The sequence below is a fragment of the Bradyrhizobium sp. USDA 4353 genome (assembly GCF_054063215.1).
Genome location: NZ_JBSSGB010000001.1, coordinates 4,302,170 through 4,325,303, shown reverse-complemented (window position 1 = coordinate 4,325,303; position 23,134 = coordinate 4,302,170). Strand labels below are relative to the sequence as shown.

The following is a 23,134-nucleotide window of genomic DNA, read 5'->3' as shown; positions in this document are numbered from 1 at the left end:
CCGGATCAGCGCCTCACGCCTGAAGCGCGTACTGCTTCGAGAGATGATCTCCGATCTGGACCAGCATGGCCACGCACTCGGGATAGCCGGGCCTGGCGATCGTGTCCTGATCCGCGCTGGCGCGAAACTCCCAGGAATGGCCGTCTCGCACGACGAAAATCTGGATGCCCTCGGCATATTCGCTATGGGCCTTCAGCTCGGCCACCGCCATTGCGATCAGTTCGGCCTCGGTCTTGCTCGGCTTGCTCATCCGCTCGATCCCCACGTCAGACATCCAATGCCGCGGTTTTATCCAGGTTGCGGCCTCACGCCAACATTCGCCGAAGCCAAGGACATGTTCCGAATCACCTCGGGCGATGGCGCCGAGCCGCCGTGTCGGCGCGCTGGCCCTCTGTCGCCATCGTGAGGCACGGCAATTGCCTGCTCTTTCGGCACCCGGATGCCGCAGTCACCGCGCCTCACCGAATCCGGTTTACCCAGTGCGGCCAGACTGTTGCCGGCGCGTCAATGTGCCCATTTTCCGATTGACGGCAGGACGGCGCGCTGAAATGGTGCCCACGCTTTCAGGCCCCGCGCGGCCGATGGGCGCCCGCCCGTCACCCAAGCGCCGAACAAGAGCCGAAGGCATCGAGGGGGAGGACGTTTCGTTGCATTCGCTTCAAGCGCGCCGTCATGACGACATGCACGTTCTGCGTGATCGCGAAACCACGCCTCCCGAAAGCCTGGGCGCGCTGACCTGACCAGCGCCCGCAGCGGAGACCATGATGCGCCCCTTGTTGGCAATTAGTACGGCCATCGATCAGCTGAACGAAAAGATCGGCTACGTCTGCAATCTCCTGGTCCTGCTGGCGTGCCTGGTCAGCGCCATCAACGCGATGATCCGCTACGCCTTCAGCTATTCGTCGAACGGCTGGCTCGAGCTGCAGTGGTACATGTTCGCGCTGCTGGTCATGTTCGGCGCATCCTATACATTCCGACGCAACGAGCATGTCCGGGTCGAGCTGCTGTACCTGTATCTCTCCGAGCGCGGCCAGCTCTGGCTCGACCTGATCGGCACCCTGTTCTTCCTGATCCCGACCTGTCTGCTGCTGGCCTATCTGTCTTGGCCGTTCTTCATGCAGTCCTATTCGATCAACGAGATGTCCGGCAATGCGGGCGGCCTGCTGCGCTGGCCGGTCAAGTTCGCGATCCCCGCGGGCTTCGTGATGCTGGCCCTGCAAGGGCTGTCCGAGGTGATCAAGCGCGCGGCGGCGCTGCAGGGTTACGTGACGATCGACGCGAAATATGAGAGGCCGACGCAATGATCACGCTGGAGATGATGCCGCCGCTGATGTTCGGCGGCCTTGTCGTGGCGATGCTGATCGGCTTCCCGGTGGCGTTCACGCTCGCCGCCGTCGGCCTGTCGTTCGGCTTCCTGGCCATTCATCTGGGCTTTTTCGACCTGAACTTCCTGCAGGCGATTCCGGGCCGCATCTTCGGCAGCGTGCTCGCCAACGACCTCCTGCTCGCGATCCCGTTCTTCACCTTCATGGGTGCGATCCTGGAAAGGTGCGGGCTCGCCGAGGACATGCTGGATTCGATGGGCCAATTGTTCGGCCCGATCCGCGGCGGCCTCGGCTATTCCGTCATCATCGTCGGCTTCATCCTCGGCGCCATCACCGGCACGGTCGCGGCGCAGGTGATCGCGATGGCGCTGATCTCGATGCCGGTCATGATGCGCTACGGCTACAACATGCGCTACATCACCGGCGTGCTGGCAGCCTCCGGCACGATCACGCAATTGGTGCCGCCGTCGCTGGTCCTGATCGTGCTGGCCGACCAGCTCGGCAAGTCGGTCGGCGACATGTATCTCGGCGCCTGGGGTCCCTCGATCTTCCAGGTCATCCTGTTCGCCGGCTACACCTTCGTGCTCGGCCTGGTCAAGCCGGGCCACGTGCCGCCGGTGCCGAAGGAGGCGCGCACGCTGACCGGCTGGGCGCTGTGGAAGAAGTGCCTGATGGGCATCATCCCTTCCGCCGTGCTGATCTTCGTCGTGCTCGGCACCATGATGATGGGCCTGGCGACCCCGACGGAAGCCGGCGCCATGGGCGCGGTCGGCGCCATCGTGCTGGCCGTGATCCACCACAAGGAGTTCACCAAGAAGGACCGCAGCGTTCTGATCGTCGGCGTGGTGGCGGCCGGCATCGGCACCATCGTGGCGATGCTGTTCACCGAGAACCTGGTGTTCAAGCTCGCCTTCGCGATCACCTACCTCGCCGTCGCCTGGCTCGGCATCCGCGCGGTCGCCATCCCCGACCTGCGCGACCTGATCAAGCAGGGCTATGAGACCACCATGCGCATCACCTGCATGGTGACCTTCATCCTGATCGGCTCGACCTGCTTCTCGGTGGTGTTCCAGGGCGTCTCCGGCGGCGAGTGGCTGGAGCACCTCTTGACCTCCCTGCCGGGCGGCGTCTGGGGCTTCCTGATCTTCATCAACATCTTCATCTTCTTCCTGGCGTTCTTCCTCGACTTCTTCGAGATCGCCTTCATCATCCTGCCGATGATCGCGCCGATCGCGCAGAAGATCCTGGCGCCGGTGGTCGGGCCCGAGGCGGCGCTGATCTGGTTCGGCGTGATGCTCTGCGTGAACATGCAGACCTCGTTCCTGCATCCGCCGTTCGGCTTCGCGCTGTTCTATTTGCGCGGCGTGGCGCCGAAGGAAGTGAAGAGCTCCGACATCTATTGGGGCGCGATGCCGTGGATCGGGCTGCAGGCCATCATGGTGCTGCTCGTGATCGCCTTCCCGGTCACCGTCACTGGCCTGCTCGACAAGCCGGTCCAGGTCGATCTCGACAAGGTCAAGATCGAGGTGCCGCAGATCGAGCTGCCGCCGCTGGATTTCGGTCAGCCGAAGCAGTAACGGCGCAGCGATCCGCACGAACAGGAAAACCCCGGAAACGACGCTTCCGGGGTTTTGTTTGTTTGGGAGATCCATCCACGCGTCATTGCGAGGCTGCGCTCGCAATGACGCGGCGAGAGCGGCAACTGCCCCTCAGCTCTGCGAGCGCCGGGCCATGAAGTTGTCGTAGCCGACCTCGGCGACCTGGAACCAGGAATAGCCGGCACCCGAATAGGCGGTCAGCGACTCCAGCGCCTTCTTGAAGTTGGGATTGGTGGCGGCCACCTCGGCATGCAGCTCCTTGGCGGCCTTGAACGAGGCTTCCATGACCTGCGCCGGGAATGGATGCAGCTTGGCACCGCCGGCGATCAGCTTGCGCAGCGCCAGCGGGTTGGCGGAGTCGTACTTCGCCATCATCCAGTTGTTGGCGAAGTGGCCGGCCTGCTCCAGCAGCTTCTGATAGTGCTTCGGCAGAGCGTTCCACTTCTCGAGGTTGATCATCGCGAGCAGCATCGGCCCGCCCTCCCACCAGCCGGGGAAGTAGTAGTGCGGCGCGACCTTGAACAGGCCGAGCTTCTCGTCGTCATAGGGACCGACCCACTCGGCCGCATCGATCGTGCCCTTCTCCAGCGCCGGATAGATGTCGCCGCCGGCGAGCTGCTGCGGCACGCAGCCGAGCTTCTGCATGACGCGGCCGGCGAAGCCGCCGATGCGGAATTTCAGGCCGTTGAGGTCGTCGACGGTGTTGACCTCCTTGCGGAACCAGCCGCCCATCTGGCAACCGGTGTTACCCGCGAGCAGCGAGGTCACGTTGTAGCTCTTGTAGAACTCGTTGAGGATCTCCTTGCCCCCGCCCATCAGGTACCAGGCCTGGTTGATGCGCATGTTCGGGCCGAACGGCACCGAGGAGCCGAAGGTGAAGGTCGGGTCCTTGCCGAAGTAGTAATAGGACGCGGTGTGGCCCATCTCGACGGTGCCGTTCTGCACGGCGTCGAGCACCTGCAGGCCGGGCACGATCTCGCCGGCGGCAAAGGTCTGGATCTGGAATTTGTTGTCGGTGGCCTCGCCGACCATCTTGGCCATCATCTCGGCGCCGCCATGCAAGGTGTCGAGCGTTTTCGGCCAGCTCGTGGTCATGCGCCATTTGATCTCGGGCATCGACTGCGCAATTGCCGGCGCTGCGATCGCGGCGGCGCCGGCAGCGCCAAGCCCGGTGACCTTGATGAAGTCTCTCCGCTTCATGCTCGTTCCTTCCCTCGGGTGATGTGTCGGTTGCTCCGGCCTTCTTGCGAGGCCTTGAGGTTCCAGTGTGGATCAAACTGCGCTGAAGTGCCATTGCGAAACGTTGTCGCAACGCAATGCAAAAAGCCCGGCCTCTTGCGAGGCCGGGCTCATGTTTGTCCGCCGATCGAAGCTTGGGATCAGCCGCGGGTGCGCGAGCGGATCATGAAGCTGTCGTAGGTGTACTCGGCCACCTGCCACCACAGATATTCATCCGAGCGGTAGGCCTGCATGGCGTCGATCGACTTCTTGAAGTCGGGGTTCTTCGCCGAGATCTCGCCCCACAGCTCGTTGGTCGCCTTGAGGCAGGCTTCCAGCACCTCGTTGGTGAACGGGCGAAGCTGGGTGCCGCCGGCGACCAGGCGCTTCAGCGCCGACGGGTTCTGCTGGTCGTAGCGCGCGGCCATCCAGGTGTTGGCGGCCATCGTCGCGTTGGTCAGGATCGCCTGGTAGTTCTTGGGCAGCGAATTCCACTTGTCCAGGTTGGTGTAGGCGTGGACGGTCGGACCGCCCTCCCAGAAGCCCGGATAGTAGTAGTACTTGGCCACCTTCTGGAAGCCGAGCTTCTCGTCGTCATACGGACCGACCCACTCGGCGGCGTCGATGGTGCCCTTCTCCAGCGCCGGATAGATGTCGCCGCCTGCGAGCTGCTGCGGCACGACGCCGAGCTTCTGCAGCACCTGGCCGGCGATGCCGCCGATGCGGAATTTCAGGCCCGAGAGATCGGCGACGGTCTTGATCTCCTTGCGGAACCAGCCGCCCATCTGGGTGCCGGTGTTGCCGCAGGGGAAGCCGATGACGCCGAACTTCTTGTAGAACTCGTTGGCGAGCTCGTTGCCGCCGCCCTGGTAGAGCCAGGAGTTCTGCTGACGGGCATTGAGGCCGAACGGCACCGAGGCGAAGATCGCGAAGGTCGGATCCTTGCCGACATAATAATACGACACCGTGTGGCACATCTCGACGGTGCCGTTGGAGGTCGCATCCAGCGCCTGCAGGCCGGGGACGATTTCGCCGGCCGCGAACACCTGGATCTGGAACTTGTTGTCGGTCATCTCGGCCACGTATTTGGCGAGCTCGGTGGCGCCGCCATAGATCGTGTCGAGCGACTTCGGGAAGCTCGAAGTGAGCCGCCACTTGATCTCGGGCATCGACTGCGCGATGGCCGGCGAGGCGATGGCGCCCGTCGCCGCGGCGCCCGCAGCCGAAACCTTCAGAAAATCACGACGCTTCATATTAAGGCATCTCCTTGTTGGGGGCGTTTCCCGTGAAAACATTATCCGCCGACGCGATTGGCCGCGTACGGTCGAAGGCGATCCGGGCCGGGCTTTAGCACGGAACCGGTTAAGCGAAAACGCGACGTTGGGATGACAAACAGTCCAATGGTCGCACGGACTTTGCTGCGCCGCATCAAGTCGCGGCGATGGCATCCTTGAGCTGATCGCGGACGGCGGAGGCGATGGTCCGGTAGATCGCCGCATGCGGTCCGCTGGGCTCGCTCTCGACCACCGGCTTGCCCGCGTCGGAGGTCGAGCGGATATCCATGTGCAGCGGGATTTCGCCGAGGAAGGGCACGCCGAGTCGCTCGGCCTCGTGACGGGCACCGCCATGGCCGAAGATGTCGGAGCGCGTGCCGCACTCCGGACACTGGAAGTAGCTCATGTTCTCGATGATGCCGAGCACGGGCACGTTGACCTTGCGGAACATCGCAAGCCCGCGGCGCGCGTCGATCAGCGACAGGTCCTGCGGCGTCGAGACGATCACCGCCCCCTTCAGCGGTACGTTCTGCGCCAGCGTCAGCTGCGCGTCGCCGGTGCCGGGCGGCATGTCGACGACGAGCACATCGAGCGTGCCCCAGGCGACGTCGCGCAGCATCTGGTTGATCGCCGACATCACCATCGGCCCCCGCCACACCAGCGCGGAGTCCTCGTCGACCAGGAAGCCGATCGACATGATCGACAGGCCAAAGCGCGACAGCGGGATCATCTTCTTCTCGGGCGTGAGCTGCGGCTTCTCCTGCAGACCCGTCAGGCGCGGCACCGAGGGGCCGTAGATGTCGGCATCGAGCAGCCCGACCTTGAGGCCGAGATCGCGCAAACCCAGCGCCAGATTGATCGCGGTGGTCGACTTGCCGACGCCGCCCTTGCCCGACGCGACCGCGATGACGGCGGCGATGCCGGGGATCGGAGCCTGCCGGGACATCGGCGAATCAGCCGGGGTCTGGTGCTGATGCGGGCGATGCGCCGAGACCGGCTGTACGCCGCCCTGCCGCGGCGCCGGGGCCGGCGCAGCGCCGGCCTTGCGCTCAGCGGTCAGCGCGATCATTGCCATGGTCACGCCCGGAATGGCGCGCACGGCCGCCTCGGCCTCCGCGCGGGTGGTTTCCCAGGCGCGGGCCTCGCTGGCTTCGACATTGATCGAGACAAACACCTTGCCATCATTGGCCGTGATCGGCGACAGCACGCCGGCATCGGGCAGCGCCACACCGCGTGGCGAGCGGACCCGCTTGAGTGCCTCGATGACCTGCTGCTGCGTCACGCTCACGGCGCGTCTCCTGAAGTGCTTCAGAACGCGCCACATCGTCGCGCCCTATCCTGTTGGCCGGACGCGATCTTCTGCCATTGCCGAAAGGATCGCATCCGCCCCCTGTTGCGCTGCTTCATAAGCCCGGTCGGCTCAAAACGCCACCATGGTTCCGATGTCGCCGGCGTTCTCGTCCGGTCCATCCCCGGCCTGCTCCTTGGCGGCCTCGTAATTGAGCTCGATCATCACGCCGTTGGGATCGCGCACGAAGATCTGCCACAGCTCGCCGCCCGGCACCTGCCGCGCATCGAACGGCATGCCCTTCTCGGTGAGCCGCGCTTTCATGCCGGCGAAGCCGCGGCTGACGAAGGCGACGTGGTGGACGACGCCGGAGTCCGGCTTTTGTGCCTCCGACGTCGGGGAGATGTCGACCAGATGCACCACGGGCCGGCCCTCGCTGTACATCCAGGCGCCGGGGAAGGCGAAGTTCGGCCGATCGCCGTTCTCGAGCCCGAGCACGTCCTCATAGAAGCGCACGGTCTCCTTCAGGTTGCGGGTCCGGATGTTGAAATGATCGAGCACGCCGACGCTGACACCCATGCGAGACACTCCCTGGCTGGTTCGTTGATATCTTCGGATTTCGTTGCCGGATGACCGGTTTGCAAGCGGTCCTGATGATGCCTCTTTAGCACGACAGCGCGCTTTCGCATCCGTCACGAAGGCGTTGCCCCGGCGTCGCAAGCCGTTATGGTGCGGCGTCCAGCGGACCGCCGGAACGGGCCGGCTGCTGATGTTTTCCTTCAAGAACCGCCCGGCCAGTCCCAAGGCCGTCGGCAGAACCCCAGAGAACCCAAGGGCAAGGTCACTCATATGGCTAAAGTCGCTTTCATCGGTCTCGGCGTCATGGGTTTCCCCATGGCAGGACACCTCGTGAAGAAGGGTGGTCACGAGGTCACGGTCTACAACCGCACCGCGGCCAAGGCGAAGGAATGGGCCGACAAGTTCGGCGGCAAGACCGCCGCGACGCCGAAGCAGGCCGCCGAGGGCCAGGACTTCGTGATGTGCTGTGTCGGCAACGACAACGACCTGCGCTCGGTGACGATCGGCGCCGACGGCGCCTTCGCCGGCATGACCAAGGGCGCGACGTTCGTCGACCACACCACGGCGTCGGCTGAAGTGGCACGTGAGCTCGACGCCGCAGCCACCAAGGCCGGTTTCAAATTCATCGACGCGCCGGTCTCCGGCGGCCAGGCCGGCGCTGAGAACGGCGTGCTGACGGTGATGTGTGGCGGCACCGCCGACGCCTATGCCGGGGCCGAGCCTGTCATCGCGGCCTATGCCCGGATGTGCAAGCTGCTCGGTCCCGCGGGCTCCGGCCAGCTGACCAAGATGGTCAACCAGATCTGCATCGCCGGCCTCGTGCAGGGCCTCTCGGAGGGCATCCACTTCGCCAAGAAGTCGGGCCTCGACGTTCCCGCCGTGATCGAGACGATCTCCAAGGGCGCCGCGCAGTCGTGGCAGATGGAGAACCGCTACAAGACCATGAACGACGGCAAATATGACTTTGGTTTTGCGGTGGAATGGATGCGCAAGGACCTGTCGATCTGCCTGTCCGAGGCACGTCGCAATGGCGCCCATCTGCCGGTGACCGCGCTGGTCGACCAGTTCTACTCCGAGGTCGAGAAGCTCGGCGGCAAGCGCTGGGATACGTCGAGCCTGCTGGCGCGTCTGGAGAAGTAATTCCCGGACGTATCGACACCATCAACGGCCGCCGCTCAATCCGAGGGGCGGCCGTTTTGCGTTGCCGCCGCACGTTCTGAACGCTCCATTGCGCGTTCCCCCGACTCGCTGATACCCATTGCAATCGCCAATCGTTCGCAGGTGTTGCCCGATCAAGACACTCAGAGTCGGAATGAAGCACATGCAATGTTATAACATTACATGTGAGCCGGTTTCCGTTAACGCTCGTCCTGGTCAATCGTGAACGTGGGGCGCAGGCGCCGGCTCAAGCGGCGCTGCGGTGGGGATCGGAATGAGCGTACGGACGATTTGGGGATCGATATCGGTCGCGGGGCTGCTGGCGGCGGGCTGCTCGGCTGCACCGCTGGCTTACGCGCAGCAGGCCGTAAGCCCGGCGGCGGGACCTGCGGCCGGGACCTTGCTTCCGGACGTGACGGTGGATGCGCCGCGGCCGCGGCAGGCATCCGGCCGGACGCCATCGCCGAATCGAACGGCCAGCCAAACCGTCCGTGCCGCCCCGCGACGCGCTGCTCAGCGGTCGCAGGGGACAGCTCCGTCCGCCGCTTCTTTCGCCAGCTCCGCTGCGACGCCGCTCAACGGCAATGCGACGACGGGCGCCGGCAGCCGCCTGGGCCTGACGGCGCGCGAAGTGCCGGCGACGGTCGAGGTGATCGGCGCCGAGACGCTCCGCGAACAGGGCTACCACACGACCGTCGACGCGGTGAAAGGCGCCGCCGGCGTCAGCGCGGGCGATGCGCCGAACGATGTCGGCTACGCGATGCGCGGCTTCCAGGGCAACCAGGTGAACGTCCTGTACAACGGCATCAATATCGGCCCGACCGGCTTCACCGCGCTGACGATGGAGACGTTCAATCTCGACCGCGTCGAGGTCCTGAAGGGCCCCTCCTCGCTGATCTCCGGCCAGGGCGCGGTCGGCGGCAGCATCAATTTCGTGACCAAGGCGCCGCACACCGGCCCGGTCGAGAGCGAGGCCTTCGTCGGCTTCGACCAGCGCGGCACGTTCCGTAGCGGCTTCGGGTCGGGCGGCAGCACGAATGTCCAGGGGCTGGACTATCGCTTCGACATCAGCCGCACCAAGGAGGTCGGCTTCATCGACGACACCGAGTTCAAGAACGTCCACGTCTCCGGCCAATTGAACTATCGGCTGTCGGACAGCTTCAGGACCTTCGTGGCCGCCGAGTTCAAGGACTACAAGGCCAAGCCCTACGAGGGCACGCCGCTGGTGCCGGTCGCCTTCAGTGGCGCCAATGCGACTAGCGGCATCGTGTCCGGCGTCAAGGTGTCGGACTACAATGGCAGCAATCTCGGGGCCGTGACCATCGACGGTCGCACGCTGTCGACCAACTACAACGTCGTCGACGGCCACAAGACGATCAAGGAGTCCTGGGTCCGCAGCGGCTTCGCATGGGACCTGAACAACGCCGTCACCTTGCGGAGCCAGATCTACAACTACAATGCAAGCCGCGACTGGTACAACAACGAGGTGGCGGCGTTCAACGCGACGAATAATCTGGTCGACCGCGAACGCTTCTTCGTCCACCACAATCACAACATCGTCGGCAACACCACTGATCTCACCTGGAACGGCAGCATCTTCGGCCTTGCCAACCGCCTGGTGACCTCGGTCGAGAGCTCGCACACCGAGTTCACGCGGCCGGGCGCGGCGAACTTTCCTCATGACTTCGTTCCGCTGGTCGGCTTCGACCGCGGCGTCTACGGCGATCTGACAACGCAGTTGCAGACGGCCACCATCGACAGCGTCTCGCTGAATGTCGAAGACCGGCTGAAGCTCACCGACACGTTCGCCCTGGTCGGCGGCCTGCGCTACAACCCGTTCACGCTCGACCGCAACTGGATCCGCAACGGCGCCGAGCGGCCTGGCTTCCCCTATTCCAAGAGCTGGCAGCCCCTCACCGGCCGCATCGGATATACCTGGGAAGCCCTGCCCGGCACGACCTTCTACAGCCAATATGCGACGTCGAGCGACATCTCGGCCGACAGCATCTTCCTGCTGAGCCCGACGCAAAATCTGACGCTGTCGGATTCACGCAGCTATGAGACGGGCGTCAAGCAGCTCACCTGGAACGGCCGGGCCGAATGGACCTTCTCGGCCTTCGACATCGAGCGCAACAATGTCTACAGCGCCCAGGCCGGCCAGCAGCTCAACCTTGCCGGCAAGGTGAAGTCGCAGGGCATCGAGCTCGCCGCCGCGGTGCGGCCGACGCCCGAGACCAAGCTGTGGGGCAATGTCGCCTATGTCCGCGCTCGCTACTCCGACTATGATCTCGCCGGCGGCGGCTCGTTCTCCGGCAATACGCCGCCGAACATTCCGGCCGTCATCGTCAACGGAGGCGGCTCGTACCGCTTTCTCAATCCCGGCTGGTGGCCGGTCGAGATCGGCTTCTCGGTGCGCCATGTCGGCGACCGCTGGAGCACCGACGCCAACACGGTGAAGCTGCTCGCCTACACCACAGCGGACCTGTTCGCCTTTGTCGACCTGCCGAAGGTGCCGCTGTTTGCGACCGCGACCAGCACCCGCCTCGCCTTCCGCATCCGCAACGTCACCGACAAGCGCTACGCCGCCTGGAGCGATCCGTTCTATCCCGACCAGATCTTCCTCGGCGCGCCCCGCACCTACGAGGTCGAAGCCTCGTTCAAATTTTAAGACCGCATGATCCGGGCGCTGATCCTCACGCATCGCTGGCTCAGCATCCCGCTCGGTCCGTTGTTCGCGCTCTGGTTCGCCACCGGCATCGTGATGCACTTCGTGCCGTTTCCGGCGCAGACCGAGAGCGAGCGTTTTGCGGGCCTGGCGCCGCTCGCTCTCACGGTGGCGCCGCATAGCCCTGCCGAGGCGCTTACGGCGAGCGGGATCACTGATCCCCGCCGCATCCGGCTGGCGCAGCGGCCGGACGGACCAATCTATGTGATCTCGGCCGCCGACCGCAGCGTGGCTATTCATGCCGCCACGCTCGCCGCAGCCGATGTCTCAACGCCCGATCTCGCGCTATCGATCGCGCGCGCCACGGCGCAGCGGCGTGGGCTTGAGGCCACGGGCGCGGCCGTCGCCGCGCTCCAGGACTACGATCAATGGACGGTGCCGAACCGGTTCGATCCGCATCGCCCGCTCTACCGGATCGCGCTCAACGATGCCGAGGGCACCGAGCTCTACGTCTCCTCCCCAACCGGCGACGTGGTGCTCGACACCACGCGGTTCGAGCGCACGTGGAATTACGTCGGCAGCGTCGTGCACTGGGTCTATCCGACCATCCTGCGCAAGAATTGGGCGGCATGGAACGTCACGGTCTGGTGGCTCTCGCTTGCGGCGGTGATCGCCGCGGTGACCGGCGCCCTGCTCGGCCCGCTAAGGCTGAGGCTGCGCAAGGCGCGGCTGTCGTCGCGCTATCGCGGCTGGCACCTGTGGCACCACTGGGCGGGCCTCGTCTGCATGCAGTTCGTCTTGACGTGGATGATCAGCGGCTGGCTGTCGATGGACCACGGCCGGCTGTTTACCACTGGTCATCTCACGCCGTCCGAGGAGGCCGTCCTCACCGGCGCGCCGGATTGGACGCAGCTCACCGCCTCCCCGCCGGCAAGCGCATCCGGCGAGGTTCGCGAGATCGAATGGTTCGCGTTCGGCGGCCATATGCATCAGCGCTTGCGCCGTGCCCTGATGCAACAGCAGATCTCCGTGTACGATGGCTCCGCCTGGCACATCGTCGGCCGTTTCCTGCAGCCCGCGGAGATCAATGCCGTCACCTCCCGGCTGAACAGCGGCTGCGCGCGATCGATCGAGGTCGAGCCGGGCGATGACTATCCGTTCGTCTCTGACGTGCCGCGAGCCCCGGTTCATCGCGTCGTCTGCGGCGACACCTGGTATCACATCGACTCCGCCTCCGGGGCCGTGCTCGAGAAGCTCGATCCGTCCAGGCGCACCTATCGCTGGCTCTATCAAGCGCTGCACACGCTCGACTTTCCCAGCCTGCTGGCGCACGCGACGCTGCGCACCTTGCTGATCGTCGGACTGTGCGCGGCCGGCTTTGCCTTCAGCATCACCGGCCTGGTGATCGGCTGGCGACGGCTGCGTGTGCTTGGCGTCGCTGCGCGCCGCAATGGTTAATTTTAACGCGCGGTTAACGCAAATTTTTCGTTGTCTATAATCCGTCTTAAGGATTTAGAGCCAGTTATAGACGATGCAGAAAGCAGCCCGTGCGGCCCCGGGCAGGATTTGTGTTGTTGATGAGTAAACCCGCGGAAAAGCCCGAGATCGTCGAGCTTCCGGCCGATGCGCCGGCGCTCGCTCCGGCAAGCCAGCGCCGGGCCGCGCAGCAGCGGGTGCGCGAGGCGCGCGACCGGTTAACGTCGACGTCGGGGACGCGACCTGCATTCGATCGCGAGCTGCTGCGCCAATATGCGCAGACCCGCATCTCCGCATCCTACATCGTCATCCTGCTGGTCGTGGCGACGGGCCTGATGCTCAGCCTCTGGCTGCATGCGCTCGCCGCCGGCGCCTGGACGCTCGGCGTGCTCTGCATCCACGTCGCCATCGTCCGCAACTGCCAAAACTTCCTCGCCGACCAGCCCTCGCTGGCGGCGACGCGGCGCTGGCGCACGCGCTTCGTGCTGCTCGACCTGCTCTATGGCGTGTGCTGGATGGCGATCCTGATCCATCCGGCGCTCGCCGAGGTGTCGGGCACCTTGATGATGTTCCTGATGCTGCTGGTGATCGCCGTCTCCAGCATGCTCGCGGCCAATTTGCCGATCGCGGCAGTCGCCGTGACCGCACCGGTGACGGTCGCGATCACGCTGAGCCTCGCGCTGTCGGGCACGTTCGACAATTATCTGCTCGCGGGTTTCGCGGTCGCCGCCGAGGGCTATTTCGTTCTGCTCGCACATCAGCTGCACGCGACGACGCTGGCGACGCTCGAGGCGCGCGCGGAAAAGGATGCGCTGATCGGCGAGCTCGAGCAGGCCAAGGCAATCTCCGACGAGGCGCGCTACCGCGCCGAGGCCGCCAACGTCGCGAAGTCGCGCTTCCTCGCCCAGATGAGCCACGAGCTGCGGACGCCCTTGAACGCCATCCTCGGCTTCTCCGAGGTCATGAAGAGCGAGATCTTCGGCGCGCATGCGGTGCCGGTTTACAAGGAATATTCCGCCGACATCCACAATTCCGGCGTCCACCTGCTCAACCTGATCAACGAGATCCTCGACCTCTCCCGAATCGAGGCCGGCCGCTACGAGCTCAACGAGGAAGCGGTCGCGCTGGTGCATGTCGTGGCCGACTGCCATCACCTGCTGAAGCTGCGTGCGACCAGCCGCGGCCTCACCATCCACGAGGTGTTCGAGCAGAACATGCCGCGCCTCTGGGCCGATGAGCGCGCGATCCGGCAGGTCGTGCTCAACCTGCTCTCCAACGCCATCAAGTTCACGCCGCAAGGCGGCGAGATCTGGCTGAAGGCGGGCTGGACGGCGTCGGGCGGACAATATCTCAGCGTCAAGGACACCGGCTCCGGCATCCCCGAGAACGAGATCCCGATCGTGCTCGCCTCGTTCGGCCAGGGCTCGAACTCGATCAAGTCGGCGGAACAGGGCGCGGGCCTGGGCCTGCCGATCGCCAAGAACCTGATCGAGATGCATGGCGGCACGTTCACGCTGAAATCGAAGGTCCGCATCGGCACCGAGGTGATCGTCACCTTCCCGCCGGAGCGGGTGATGTCGGCGCTCGCCCCGCTGTCCGACGAGGCGCCGCCGCTGCAACCGGATCCTGCCACCGCGCCCGCTCAGGAGAAGCGGCGCCTGCTGCGCAAACCGATCATGAATGCCGGAACGGGACTGTGAGAATGATGGCACTTGCAAAGCCGGATCAGAACCTCTTCAAGTCGGAGGATGAGCCAGGACACGCCCTGCATCGCCGTCTGCATGATCGACCCGAAGACCAAGCTGTGCTTCGGCTGCGGCCGCACGCTGCCGGAGATCGCGCGCTGGGCCCGCATGTCGCGGGACGAGCGGCTGTCCGTGATGGACGGGCTGGCCACGCGCATGCACGACGCCGGATTGCCCGCCATCCGGGCCGCGACGGCGCGCAAGCGCGACTGACCGCCTCCTCCATCCTCGGAGGCCGGGCATGAACAAGATTGCGCTGGTGCTCGTCACCATGGTGGTCACCGCGAGCGCCGTGATCGTCTACAAGGATCCCGAGCAGGCCGCGCTCGCGAGCGACACCGTCTCGGAGATGCTGCGCAGCCGGGCCTTCCGGGCCAAGGCCAGCCCGCCGACCAACGCCGTCGAGATCGAGCGCACCCGGGGCGGCGAGTTCGCGCTGCGCGCCAAGATCAACGGGGTCACCGCGCCGATGGTGGTCGACACCGGCGCCACCTCGGTGGTGCTGACCTGGGAGACCGCCAAGGCCGCCGGCCTGCCGCTCGAGCTCCTGAACTATGACGTCGACGTCGAGACCGCCGGCGGCCACACCAAGGCGGCCCGGCTGACGCTCGATCGGCTGGCGATCGGCAAGCTGGTGGAGCGCTCGGTCCCCGCACTGGTCGTGCCGCACGGCCAGATGAAGACCAATCTGCTCGGCATGAGCTTTCTCGACCGGCTCGAACGCTTCGAGGTCCGCTCCGACCGGCTGATGCTGCACGGCTATCCCGACCGCAGCTGAGGCGAAGGCCGCTGCGAACGTTGCCTTGCATGCGCGGCAGAATCCGGCCTACGCTCGCGCCATGGCCGATACCCCGCAGATCAAGCTTGCCCTGAACGAGACTCCGTTCGGTCCCTCGCCCGCGGCCGTTGCGGCCATTACAGCCGACCTCACCGGCCTCGCCCGCTACACCGGCCGGGAGGTCGATGATCTCACGGCGGCGATCGCCGCGCATGAAGACATTCCAGCCGACCAGATCGTGCTCGGCGAGAATCTCAACGTGCTCGGGCTGTATCTCGCCGCCCGTGGCGGCCCCGGCGGCACGTTCGTCTACTCCGAGCCGGGCTACACGGCGCTGGTCGATGCGGTGGCGCCGGCCGGCGGCCGCGTGATCGGCGTGCCGCTGAATGCGGCGTTGGAGAATGACCTGCCGGCCGTCGCACGCGCCGTCGATGGCAACACGCGCGCGGTCTATCTGGTCAATCCGCACAATCCCTCGGGCACGGTGAGTGACGCGACGACATTCATCGAAGCCGTCCGTGCCTTGTCGCGGCGTACGCTCGTCATCGTCGACGAGGCCTATATCGAATTCCTGCCGGACTTCGCCGCCCGCACCGTCACGCCGCTGCTGCGCGAGGGCTGCAACGTCGCGGTGTTCAGGACGTTCTCCAAGATCTACGGCCTCGCAAGCCTTGCCATCGGATACACGCTGGCGCCGACGCCGCTGGCTGCAGGGCTGAAGCAGATGGGCATCGGCGCGTTCTTCGGGCTGAGCCGGCTCAGTCTCGTGGCTGCGTTGGCGAGCCTTGGTGATCGCAACTACATCGCTTCGGTCCGCACCAAGGTCGCGGCCGAGCGCGAAGCGTGGCATGCGCTGCTGCGCGAGCGCGGGCGCACCTTCAGCGCGTCACAGGCCAATTTCGTGTTCTTCGATTGCGGCCGGCCATACGCGGAAGCGGCCGCTGCGCTCGCGACCCGCGGCATCATCATCGGCCGCGCGCAGCCGGGCTTTGCGACATGGCTGCGCATCTCGATCGGTCTGCCCGAGGAGAATGCGATCGCGCGGCAGGCCGTCGCCGAGCTGCTGCCCGACTGACCTGCTCAGGCGAGCGCGGCCACCGGCGCACGCTCCTCGATCATCGCGACCGCCTCGCGCAACACCTCGATGCCGGCCTCCGGCTTGACGCCTCCCTCGGCGAGATGACGGCGGAAGGCGCGCGCGCCGGGCACCGCGTGATAGGCGCCGACGAGATGCCGCGTGATCGCGTGCAGCCTGAGACCCTGCCCGAGCTGGCGCTCGATATAGGGCTCGAGCGCCGCCAGCGCGTCCTTCATGCTCGCATGCGGCCCCGCCTCGCCGAACAGCACGGGATCGACGTCGAGCAGTCGCCACGGCTCCTGATAGGCGGCGCGTCCGAGCATCACACCATCGACGTGAGCGAGATGATCCCGCACCGCTGCGACGCTGGTGATACCGCCATTGATGATGACGGGCACCTGCGGCAGCCGCGCCTTCAGCCGGTACACCCTGTCATAGTCGAGCGGCGGGATGTCGCGGTTCTCCTTCGGCGACAGGCCGTTCAGCCAGGCCTTGCGCGCATGCACGATCAGCGCGTCGGCGCCGGCATCCACCACTGCATCCGCCAGCGCATCGAGCGCGATCTCCGGATCCTGATCGTCGATGCCGATGCGGCACTTCACCGTCACGGGAATGCGCACGGCGCGCTTCATCGCCGCGACGCAGGCCGCAACCAGCGCCGGCTCCGCCATCAGGCACGCGCCGAAGCGGCCATCCTTCACCCGGTCCGACGGGCATCCGACATTGAGATTGATTTCGTCGTAGCCGAAGTCTTCGCCAATCTTGGCCGAGCTCGCCAGATCAGCCGGATCCGAGCCGCCGAGCTGCAGCGCCACGGGATGCTCGCTGGCATCGAAGCCGAGCAGCCGCTTGCGGTCGCCGTGAATGACGGCCCCGGTCGTCACCATCTCGGTATAGAGCAACGCGCGGCGCGACAGCAGCCGATGGAACACCCGGCAATGCCGGTCCGTCCAATCCATCATCGGCGCCACGGAGAATCTATGCCTTTGATATGTCTGCATTTCTCGATCTAGACTGAAACCGCCGGATCGCGCCCTGCGCACCCGATCTTGCGCCATACCGCGACGCTTTTTCTCCCTCTGTCAAGACGTGGAGAGGCCCGGAACGGCACTGGTTGTTCCGAAAGCTTGATCTTGTGCGTGGCGCTTCGCGGCCGGCCTACTCGGCCGCCCTGATCGCTTCGACCGGCTGTGAGGCGTAATAGGCCGCGGCCTCGTCGATCTCCTGTGGCGTCATTGCGCGTGCAATGTTGCGCATCTGGGCGCTGATGTCGTTGCGGCGATGGCCGGACGCGAAGGCTTCGAGCTGGGCTTTCAGATAGACCGCCGACTGCCCTTCCAGCCACGGGCTGCCGGTCTTGTTGTCGAGGCTGCCATGGCAGGCGCCGCACGGCGCGATGCCGCGGATCGGCGCGCCGTAGACCACGATGCGCGTCGGGCTCTGCTGCGGCTCCGGGTGATACGCCGGCAGGCGCGGCAGATAGGCGTAATAGGCCGCGAGATCGACCATGTCCTGGTCGGACAGATTGGCGGCGAATGGCGACATCACCGCATTCACCCGCGCGCCGGAACGGAAATCCTGCAGCTGCTTGTAGATCACCGCGCCATATTGCCCGGCGAGGTTCGGGAAGTCCGCGCGGCTGATGCCGGTCGGCCCGTGACACATCGCGCAGCGCTGCGCCAAGGTCGCACCGCGGCCGATCGATTGCGGACTGGGCTTTGCCAGGGTCGCCGCGGTCAGCACGACCTTCGACGTCGGCGCCGTCGCAGGTCCATCCGACGTCGGCACGGCATCACGCGGCAGTCCGGCTGCCCGGCAGATCACGTCCCACAGGCCGGCAAAATCGGCCTCGCGCTGCGCATAGGGCAGCACGATGAAGCCGAGCAGCGCCGTCAACACCAACAGCCCGAGCGTCACGCCGACGCTGATCCGGACATGGGGATTGCGCAGCGACAGCACCTCGGAGTTTTTCATCGCTGCGCTCCCACATAAACGGCGGGCACGGAGGTGTCGGACCGCACCGCCAAATTGAGGATCGGCACGCCGTAATTGGTGATGGTCAGCACGATCATCAGCGCGATCCACAGCCCGTGGCTGTTGAGCACCACCGGAAGCCGTGTCGGCGGATGCAGGGCCAGGCTGAACCGGTAGGCCCCGGCGTCCTGCTTCGGCGTCCGCTGCCCCCGCGCGAGGATCACCAGGAACAAGGCGCCTGACACCAGGATGATCAGGGCGCCGATCACCGAGATGATCACCGACAGCGCCTCGGGCGCCAAAGCGGGATGGCTGAAGTCGAAATAGGCCATGCGGCGGGGCATGCCGAGGATGCCGACATAATGCCAGGGGAACGTCGTCACCACCATGCCGACGGTCCACAGCCACAACTGAAGCCGCATCAGCCTGACATCGGCCAGCGCGCGCCCCGTGAGATGCGGCCACAAATCATAGGCGATGGCGAAATACATGATGACGATGGCGCCGCCGAAGATCAGGTGGAAGTGCCCGGTGATCCACTGCGTGTTGTGAATGGACGCATCAAGCTGGTAGCTCATGTTGATGAGCCCGCCGGCCCCGCCGAAGCCGAGCATGACGAAGGAGAATGTCGCCGCCAGCATCACCGGATTGTCCCATGGCAGCGCTTTCACCCAGCCGAACAGACCGCGGCCACCGCGCAGCCGCGCGGCGATCTCCACCGAGGCGCAGATTGTGAACACCGTTAGCAAGGTCGGCAGCGCCACCAGCGCGGTGAAGGCGGAATGGATGAACTTGAAGCCGGCACCGACCATCGGATCGGCGAAGACGTGATGGACGCCGATCGGCATCGCCACCACGAGGAACAGGATGAAGGAGATCCGTGCCATGGTGTCGCTATAGAGCAGCCCGCCGATCGCGCGCGGCACGATGGTGTAATAGGCGATGTAGCTCGGGATCAGCCAGAAATACACGATCGCATGCAGGGTCCATGAGAAGAAGATGCGCGAGAGCCCGGCGTCGATGGTGGACTTGAATCCGAGCGCCACCGGAATGATCTGCAGCAGCAGCTCGAGCGCGGCCCCCACCGCCGTCCAGGCCCAGAGCGAGGCGCCCGCGACGTTGGCGAACATCGCCAGCGGCACCGGCACGCCCGGATTGGCCTTCTTCCAGACCCGCAGATTGATCGCCATCAGCGCGACCCAGATCCAGGAGCCGACCACGACCAGCACGATGCCCAGATAATAGAACGGGCTGCCGATCAGCGGCGGATAGAAGGTGTAGAGCACCGAGGCGCGCCCCAGCGACACCGGAATCATGGCCATGACGGCGCCGGCAACCACCAGGCCGAATCCAGCCCAGGCCCAGCGTGCGCCGACCAGCCGCTGCGAGAGCGCGGACTCGCTGATCGCATAGCCGAAGCCCATCGCGACCAAGGTCGGGAAAACGTAAGCCATGACGGTGCCATGCGCCGTCAGCGAGCGGTAGTACCACTCGGGATCCGAGAGCCATGTATGCAACGGGCTGCGGATGAACATCTGCCAGGCGCCGAGCAGCAGCGCGAGCGAGAACACCCCGAACGCGAACCAGAAATGCGCGAGAACGAGCTTCCTATTCGCCAACACAGCTGAGCCTCCCGCCGCCCTTCGCACGCTCAGCAAATGCGGCCTTGTCGATCACCCTCACCTTGCCCCACATGCCCTCATGGCCGAAGCTGCAGAACTCCTGGCACGGCATCAAATAGTCACCGGTCCTGCTGAAACGCATGGGCTGCTCCGCGATGTAGCCCGGCACGAGCATGGTGTTGACGTTGGTGCCCTGGACCAGGATGCCGTGCACGACGTCGGCGCTGGTGGCGCGCAAGGTGATCGGCGTGTCCGTGGGCACCAGGATGCAGGCCGGCGTGAAGGAATATTGCTGGCCGATCGCGCGCACGGTCACCGCGCCGTCGGCGCCGAGCTCGGTGCCGAGATTGGATTCGATGAACTCGCCGGAGAGATGCAGGCGCGACGGGTCGACGGTCTGGACCTCGGACTGTGGCATGGTCGCCCGATGCAGGCCGGCGCCGGCGGCGAGCCCCGTCATCACGACGATGATGACGACCGCGATCATCGCCCAGTTGCGCTCGGTCCGTGCGGCCACCGCGGCGCCATCACGGCTTTGCTCGATGCTCATTGCAGCGCTCCCCGGGGCAGGAAAACGAACAGATAAAAGGCCAGCCACAGGCCGATAACGACAGCGGTGGCGATGCCCGCGATGGTCAGCGCGCCGTGCGGACCGGAGGCGACGGCGTGTCGGACGGCCTGCTCATCGGGGCCGCCTGTCTCGGACGATTCGGAATTCAGCATGGGAGACCTTCAATCGAGCGGTGCGGAGCGCAGCTCGTTGGCGTCGCGGGCGCTCACGGGCGTGCCGCGATTGCCCCAGGACGTGCGGATGTAGCTGACGACAGCGGCAACCTCGTTGTCCGACAGCAGGCCCGCGAACGGGGGCATGCCATACGGTCGCGGATTGCCCTTGGTGCCCGGCGGATAGCCGCCGTTCAGCACCATGCGGATCGGATTGACCGCGGATGTCATGTTGATCGACTGGTTGTTGGCGAGCGGCGGCCAATGCGGCGGCCTGCCCTCCCCGTTCGTCCCGTGGCAGCTGGCGCAGCGCGCGTCGTAGACGGTCTTGCCGAGGCTGATCAGCAGGCTGCTCTCGCTGTCCGGCAGGGTCGAGGCCGGCTGTGCCTTCGGCGACGGCTCGGCGATGCCCTTGAGGTAGACCGCCATCGCGCGGGCATCCTCGTCGGTGAGATATTGCAGGCTGTTGTGGACGACCTCGGCCATCGGGCCGAACACCACGCCGCGGTTCGATACGCCGGTCTGCAGGAGGTCGGTGATGTCCTTGATGCTCCATTCGCCCAGTCCGGCCTCGCGGTTCGACGTCAGCGAGGGCGCGTACCAGTTCTGCATCGGGATCAGCCCGCCCTTGAACGCGTCGGACTGCGTGCTGCCGCCGAGCGCGTTGATCGGCGAATGGCACATGCCGCAGTGGCCGAGACCCTCCACCAGATAGGCGCCGCGATTCCACTCGGCCGATTTGGACGGATCGCTCTTGAACTCGCCTTCGCGGAAAAACAGCGTGCGCCAGCCCAGGATCAGCTCGCGATTGTCATAGGGGAAGCGCAGATCGTGGCTGCGGTTCTTCTGGTTCACTGGTGGGATCGACTTCAGATAGGCGAAGATCGCATCGCTGTCCGCGCGCGTCACCTTGGTGTAGGAGGCGAACGGCATCGCAGGGTACAGCAGGCCGCCATCGGGGAAGCGCCCGGTATGCATGGTCTTGTAGAAATCGTCCGCGGTCCATCGGCCGATCCCCGTCGCCGGGTCCGGGGTGATGTTGGAGGTGTAGAGCGCGCCGAACGGCGTGTTCATGGCACGGCCGCCGGCGAATGGCTGACCCTCCGGCGCGGTGTGGCAGGCGATGCAGTCGCCGGCGCGAGCCAGGTACTCGCCACGCGCCACGATGTCGCTGCCCGCGTTCGACGTGGTGGACTGCGCATGCGCGGCCGGTGCCACGAACGGCAGCACGATGATGAGCGAGAGACAACGGAGCATCGATCGCATGGTCCTGCTCCTCAGTTCGGCGCGCTGCCGCAGGCGAACGGCAGGACGTAGCTGCCCTTCGGCAGCGGCGCCGCGTTCTCCGATGCCGGCAAGGTGGCGAGATAGGCCGCGACCGCGGTCACATCGGCCTCGGTCAGTTTTGCCGCGACCCGCTGCATGCAATCCGGCGACTTCGCCGTGCGCGTGCCGTAGCGCCAGGCGCCGAGCTGGGCGCTGACATAATTGGGCCGCAAGCCGAGCAGGCCGGGAATCCCCGGCTCCATGCCGGTCAGTTGCAGACCGTGACAGCTGGCGCAGGCCGGGATCTGCGCCGCCGCATCGCCGCCGGTCACCAGCGCCTCGCCACGGCGCAGGATCTCATCACTCACCACCGTCGCAGCCGGCTGCGGCAGCGGCGGACGCTGGCTGGCGAAATAATCCGCCATGTCCTGCAGATAGTCGTTCGGCAGGAACTCGAGCAGATAGTTCATCGGCGGATATTTGCGCCGGCCGGTGCGGAACGCGAGCAGCTGGTTATAGAGATAGCCGGATGGCTTGCCGGCGAGCCGCGGAAAATAGACATCGCCGGTGCCCTCGCCCTTGTTGCCATGGCACGGCGTGCAGGCCTCGACGCGCGCCGCCATCGTGTCAGGCGGCTGATGGGGCGCCGTCTGCGCCAAGGCAGGTGACACTTGCCGCCCCAGCACGCCCAGCAGGCCAGCCGCGAGCCAAGTCAGCGCGACCAGCGCCGTGGAGGAGAGCTTCCTGCTTTGCGCGCCCTCGACCGCGGATATGTGAGGCTTCTCTTCAGACATCTGATCAAGCTCTATGCCGGGCCTTGCGAGCAGAGACATTTCTGTTTGCCGCAGCGCCGTCGCAGATTGCTCATAAGCCAGGGGTTGTTCCGCACGTCTTGCACGCCCCGGCCGGGATTTGACTGATCTTGCTCATTCGCCGCGTTTGCCACCGTGTTGGTCCATGGCCCGCTGCGATCTCGCGTCGGACGATCGCTCACCGGCTTGCCTTTCCGGGTGCGGTGGCGTTCGCGCCGAGATCATCCGAGCGCGCCGGGAAAAGCACCTTCCTGCATGCAACGCTCAGATCCGGCTTCCGCGTCCGCAGACAGGCTGTGATGGCCTCGGGGTCTGGAATGAAGGAGCTGCACAGCCGGAAAACATCCGGCGTGCAGGCTTCCCGCTCCTCCAGCGTGCCCTGAGCGCTCAGCGGCGTCATCAGGCCGAACACCACGCCGAAGACGACTGCGAGCCGGCCGACATGCTCGAGCAGGCAGCTCCGAATACGCTGAGGAGCCTCGGACGTCGCGCTGCGGTCTGCGTCACGCTGACCGAGGTACCATTGGATAGTCATCACATCGCTCATGTCTTGAT

22 protein-coding genes are annotated in these 23,134 nt (G+C 65.6%); 9 read left to right on the top strand and 13 right to left on the bottom strand.

The features are described from left to right. Nucleotides 1-13 precede the first annotated feature (13 nt). Complete coding sequence (locus ACVILH_RS19360; protein ID WP_456714313.1) at nucleotides 14-250, bottom strand: hypothetical protein; 237 nt, start codon at nucleotides 248-250, stop codon at nucleotides 14-16. A 514-nt stretch (nucleotides 251-764) separates the two neighbouring features. On the opposite strand from ACVILH_RS19360, the gene ACVILH_RS19355 reads away from it, so the two are divergent. Together ACVILH_RS19355 and ACVILH_RS19350 are read left to right on the top strand one after the other, a co-directional pair. Continuing rightward, a complete protein-coding gene (locus tag ACVILH_RS19355; RefSeq protein ID WP_011927553.1) occupies nucleotides 765-1,304 on the top strand; it encodes a TRAP transporter small permease subunit in 540 nt (179 codons plus the stop codon). Continuing rightward, nucleotides 1,301-2,902 (top strand): TRAP transporter large permease, encoded by a 1,602-nt coding sequence (locus ACVILH_RS19350; RefSeq protein WP_456714312.1) that lies wholly within the window; start codon nucleotides 1,301-1,303, stop codon nucleotides 2,900-2,902. Before ACVILH_RS19355 ends, ACVILH_RS19350 begins: the two co-directional genes overlap by 4 nt. A 132-nt stretch (nucleotides 2,903-3,034) precedes the next feature. Here the strand turns inward: ACVILH_RS19350 and ACVILH_RS19345 are convergent, their stop codons facing one another. The 4 genes from ACVILH_RS19345 to ACVILH_RS19330 form a co-directional block, all read right to left on the bottom strand. Further along, nucleotides 3,035-4,123 carry a TRAP transporter substrate-binding protein gene (locus ACVILH_RS19345; protein WP_456714311.1) on the bottom strand — a complete coding sequence of 363 codons (1,089 nt, stop codon included), beginning with the start codon at nucleotides 4,121-4,123 and terminating at the stop codon, nucleotides 3,035-3,037. 179 nt (nucleotides 4,124-4,302) lie between these two features. Then, nucleotides 4,303-5,436: a TRAP transporter substrate-binding protein gene (locus ACVILH_RS19340; RefSeq protein ID WP_456714310.1), complete on the bottom strand. Its 1,134-nt coding sequence runs from the start codon at nucleotides 5,434-5,436 to the stop codon at nucleotides 4,303-4,305. A 133-nt stretch (nucleotides 5,437-5,569) separates the two neighbouring features. Next, nucleotides 5,570-6,703, bottom strand: coding sequence for an Mrp/NBP35 family ATP-binding protein (locus ACVILH_RS19335; RefSeq protein WP_456714309.1), 1,134 nt, complete (start codon nucleotides 6,701-6,703; stop codon nucleotides 5,570-5,572). A 132-nt stretch (nucleotides 6,704-6,835) separates the two neighbouring features. Continuing rightward, on the bottom strand, nucleotides 6,836-7,282 hold the full coding sequence (locus ACVILH_RS19330) for a VOC family protein (RefSeq protein WP_456714308.1): 447 nt from the start codon (nucleotides 7,280-7,282) through the stop codon (nucleotides 6,836-6,838). Nucleotides 7,283-7,552: 270 nt separating this feature from the next. On the opposite strand from ACVILH_RS19330, the gene ACVILH_RS19325 reads away from it, so the two are divergent. From ACVILH_RS19325 to ACVILH_RS19295, 7 genes are all read left to right on the top strand, one after another. Further along, a complete protein-coding gene (locus ACVILH_RS19325; RefSeq protein WP_006609965.1) occupies nucleotides 7,553-8,422 on the top strand; it encodes an NAD(P)-dependent oxidoreductase in 870 nt (289 codons plus the stop codon). Between the two features lie 292 nt (nucleotides 8,423-8,714). Then, nucleotides 8,715-11,108: a TonB-dependent receptor gene (locus ACVILH_RS19320; RefSeq protein ID WP_456714307.1), complete on the top strand. Its 2,394-nt coding sequence runs from the start codon at nucleotides 8,715-8,717 to the stop codon at nucleotides 11,106-11,108. A 6-nt stretch (nucleotides 11,109-11,114) separates the two neighbouring features. Beyond that, on the top strand, nucleotides 11,115-12,563 hold the full coding sequence (locus ACVILH_RS19315) for a PepSY domain-containing protein (protein ID WP_456714306.1): 1,449 nt from the start codon (nucleotides 11,115-11,117) through the stop codon (nucleotides 12,561-12,563). Between the two features lie 119 nt (nucleotides 12,564-12,682). Next, on the top strand, nucleotides 12,683-14,281 hold the full coding sequence (locus ACVILH_RS19310) for a sensor histidine kinase (RefSeq protein WP_456714305.1): 1,599 nt from the start codon (nucleotides 12,683-12,685) through the stop codon (nucleotides 14,279-14,281). A 48-nt stretch (nucleotides 14,282-14,329) separates the two neighbouring features. Then, complete coding sequence (locus tag ACVILH_RS19305) at nucleotides 14,330-14,539, top strand: DUF1289 domain-containing protein (RefSeq protein ID WP_456714304.1); 210 nt, start codon at nucleotides 14,330-14,332, stop codon at nucleotides 14,537-14,539. A 28-nt stretch (nucleotides 14,540-14,567) separates the two neighbouring features. Further along, a complete protein-coding gene (locus ACVILH_RS19300; RefSeq protein WP_456714303.1) occupies nucleotides 14,568-15,104 on the top strand; it encodes a TIGR02281 family clan AA aspartic protease in 537 nt (178 codons plus the stop codon). A gap of 61 nt (nucleotides 15,105-15,165) precedes the next feature. Next, entirely contained in the window at nucleotides 15,166-16,179 is a 1,014-nt protein-coding gene (locus tag ACVILH_RS19295; RefSeq protein WP_456714302.1) for a pyridoxal phosphate-dependent aminotransferase, read from the top strand. 5 nt (nucleotides 16,180-16,184) lie between these two features. Here the strand turns inward: ACVILH_RS19295 and dusA are convergent, their stop codons facing one another. The 8 genes from dusA to ACVILH_RS19255 all read right to left on the bottom strand — a co-directional run bounded on the left by dusA (nucleotide 16,185) and on the right by ACVILH_RS19255 (nucleotide 23,126). Further along, the gene (gene dusA, locus ACVILH_RS19290) at nucleotides 16,185-17,183 is read right to left on the bottom strand and encodes a tRNA dihydrouridine(20/20a) synthase DusA (RefSeq protein ID WP_456714301.1); all 999 of its coding nucleotides are present in this window, start codon (nucleotides 17,181-17,183) and stop codon (nucleotides 16,185-16,187) included. A gap of 157 nt (nucleotides 17,184-17,340) precedes the next feature. Beyond that, nucleotides 17,341-18,156, bottom strand: coding sequence for a c-type cytochrome (locus ACVILH_RS19285; RefSeq protein WP_456714300.1), 816 nt, complete (start codon nucleotides 18,154-18,156; stop codon nucleotides 17,341-17,343). After that, entirely contained in the window at nucleotides 18,153-19,778 is a 1,626-nt protein-coding gene (locus ACVILH_RS19280; RefSeq protein WP_456714299.1) for a b(o/a)3-type cytochrome-c oxidase subunit 1, read from the bottom strand. Before ACVILH_RS19280 ends, ACVILH_RS19285 begins: the two co-directional genes overlap by 4 nt. After that, on the bottom strand, nucleotides 19,765-20,328 hold the full coding sequence (locus tag ACVILH_RS19275) for a cytochrome C oxidase subunit II (protein WP_456714298.1): 564 nt from the start codon (nucleotides 20,326-20,328) through the stop codon (nucleotides 19,765-19,767). The genes ACVILH_RS19280 and ACVILH_RS19275 overlap by 14 nt, the downstream gene beginning before the upstream one ends. Then, nucleotides 20,325-20,501 (bottom strand): hypothetical protein, encoded by a 177-nt coding sequence (locus ACVILH_RS19270; RefSeq protein ID WP_456714297.1) that lies wholly within the window; start codon nucleotides 20,499-20,501, stop codon nucleotides 20,325-20,327. Before ACVILH_RS19270 ends, ACVILH_RS19275 begins: the two co-directional genes overlap by 4 nt. Before the next feature lie 9 nt (nucleotides 20,502-20,510). Next, nucleotides 20,511-21,758, bottom strand: a complete 1,248-nt coding sequence (locus ACVILH_RS19265) for a c-type cytochrome (protein ID WP_456717025.1) — start codon at nucleotides 21,756-21,758, stop codon at nucleotides 20,511-20,513. A 20-nt stretch (nucleotides 21,759-21,778) separates the two neighbouring features. Next, complete coding sequence (locus ACVILH_RS19260; RefSeq protein WP_456714296.1) at nucleotides 21,779-22,561, bottom strand: c-type cytochrome; 783 nt, start codon at nucleotides 22,559-22,561, stop codon at nucleotides 21,779-21,781. Nucleotides 22,562-22,757: 196 nt separating this feature from the next. After that, a complete protein-coding gene (locus ACVILH_RS19255) occupies nucleotides 22,758-23,126 on the bottom strand; it encodes a hypothetical protein (protein WP_456714295.1) in 369 nt (122 codons plus the stop codon). Nucleotides 23,127-23,134 lie beyond the last annotated feature (8 nt).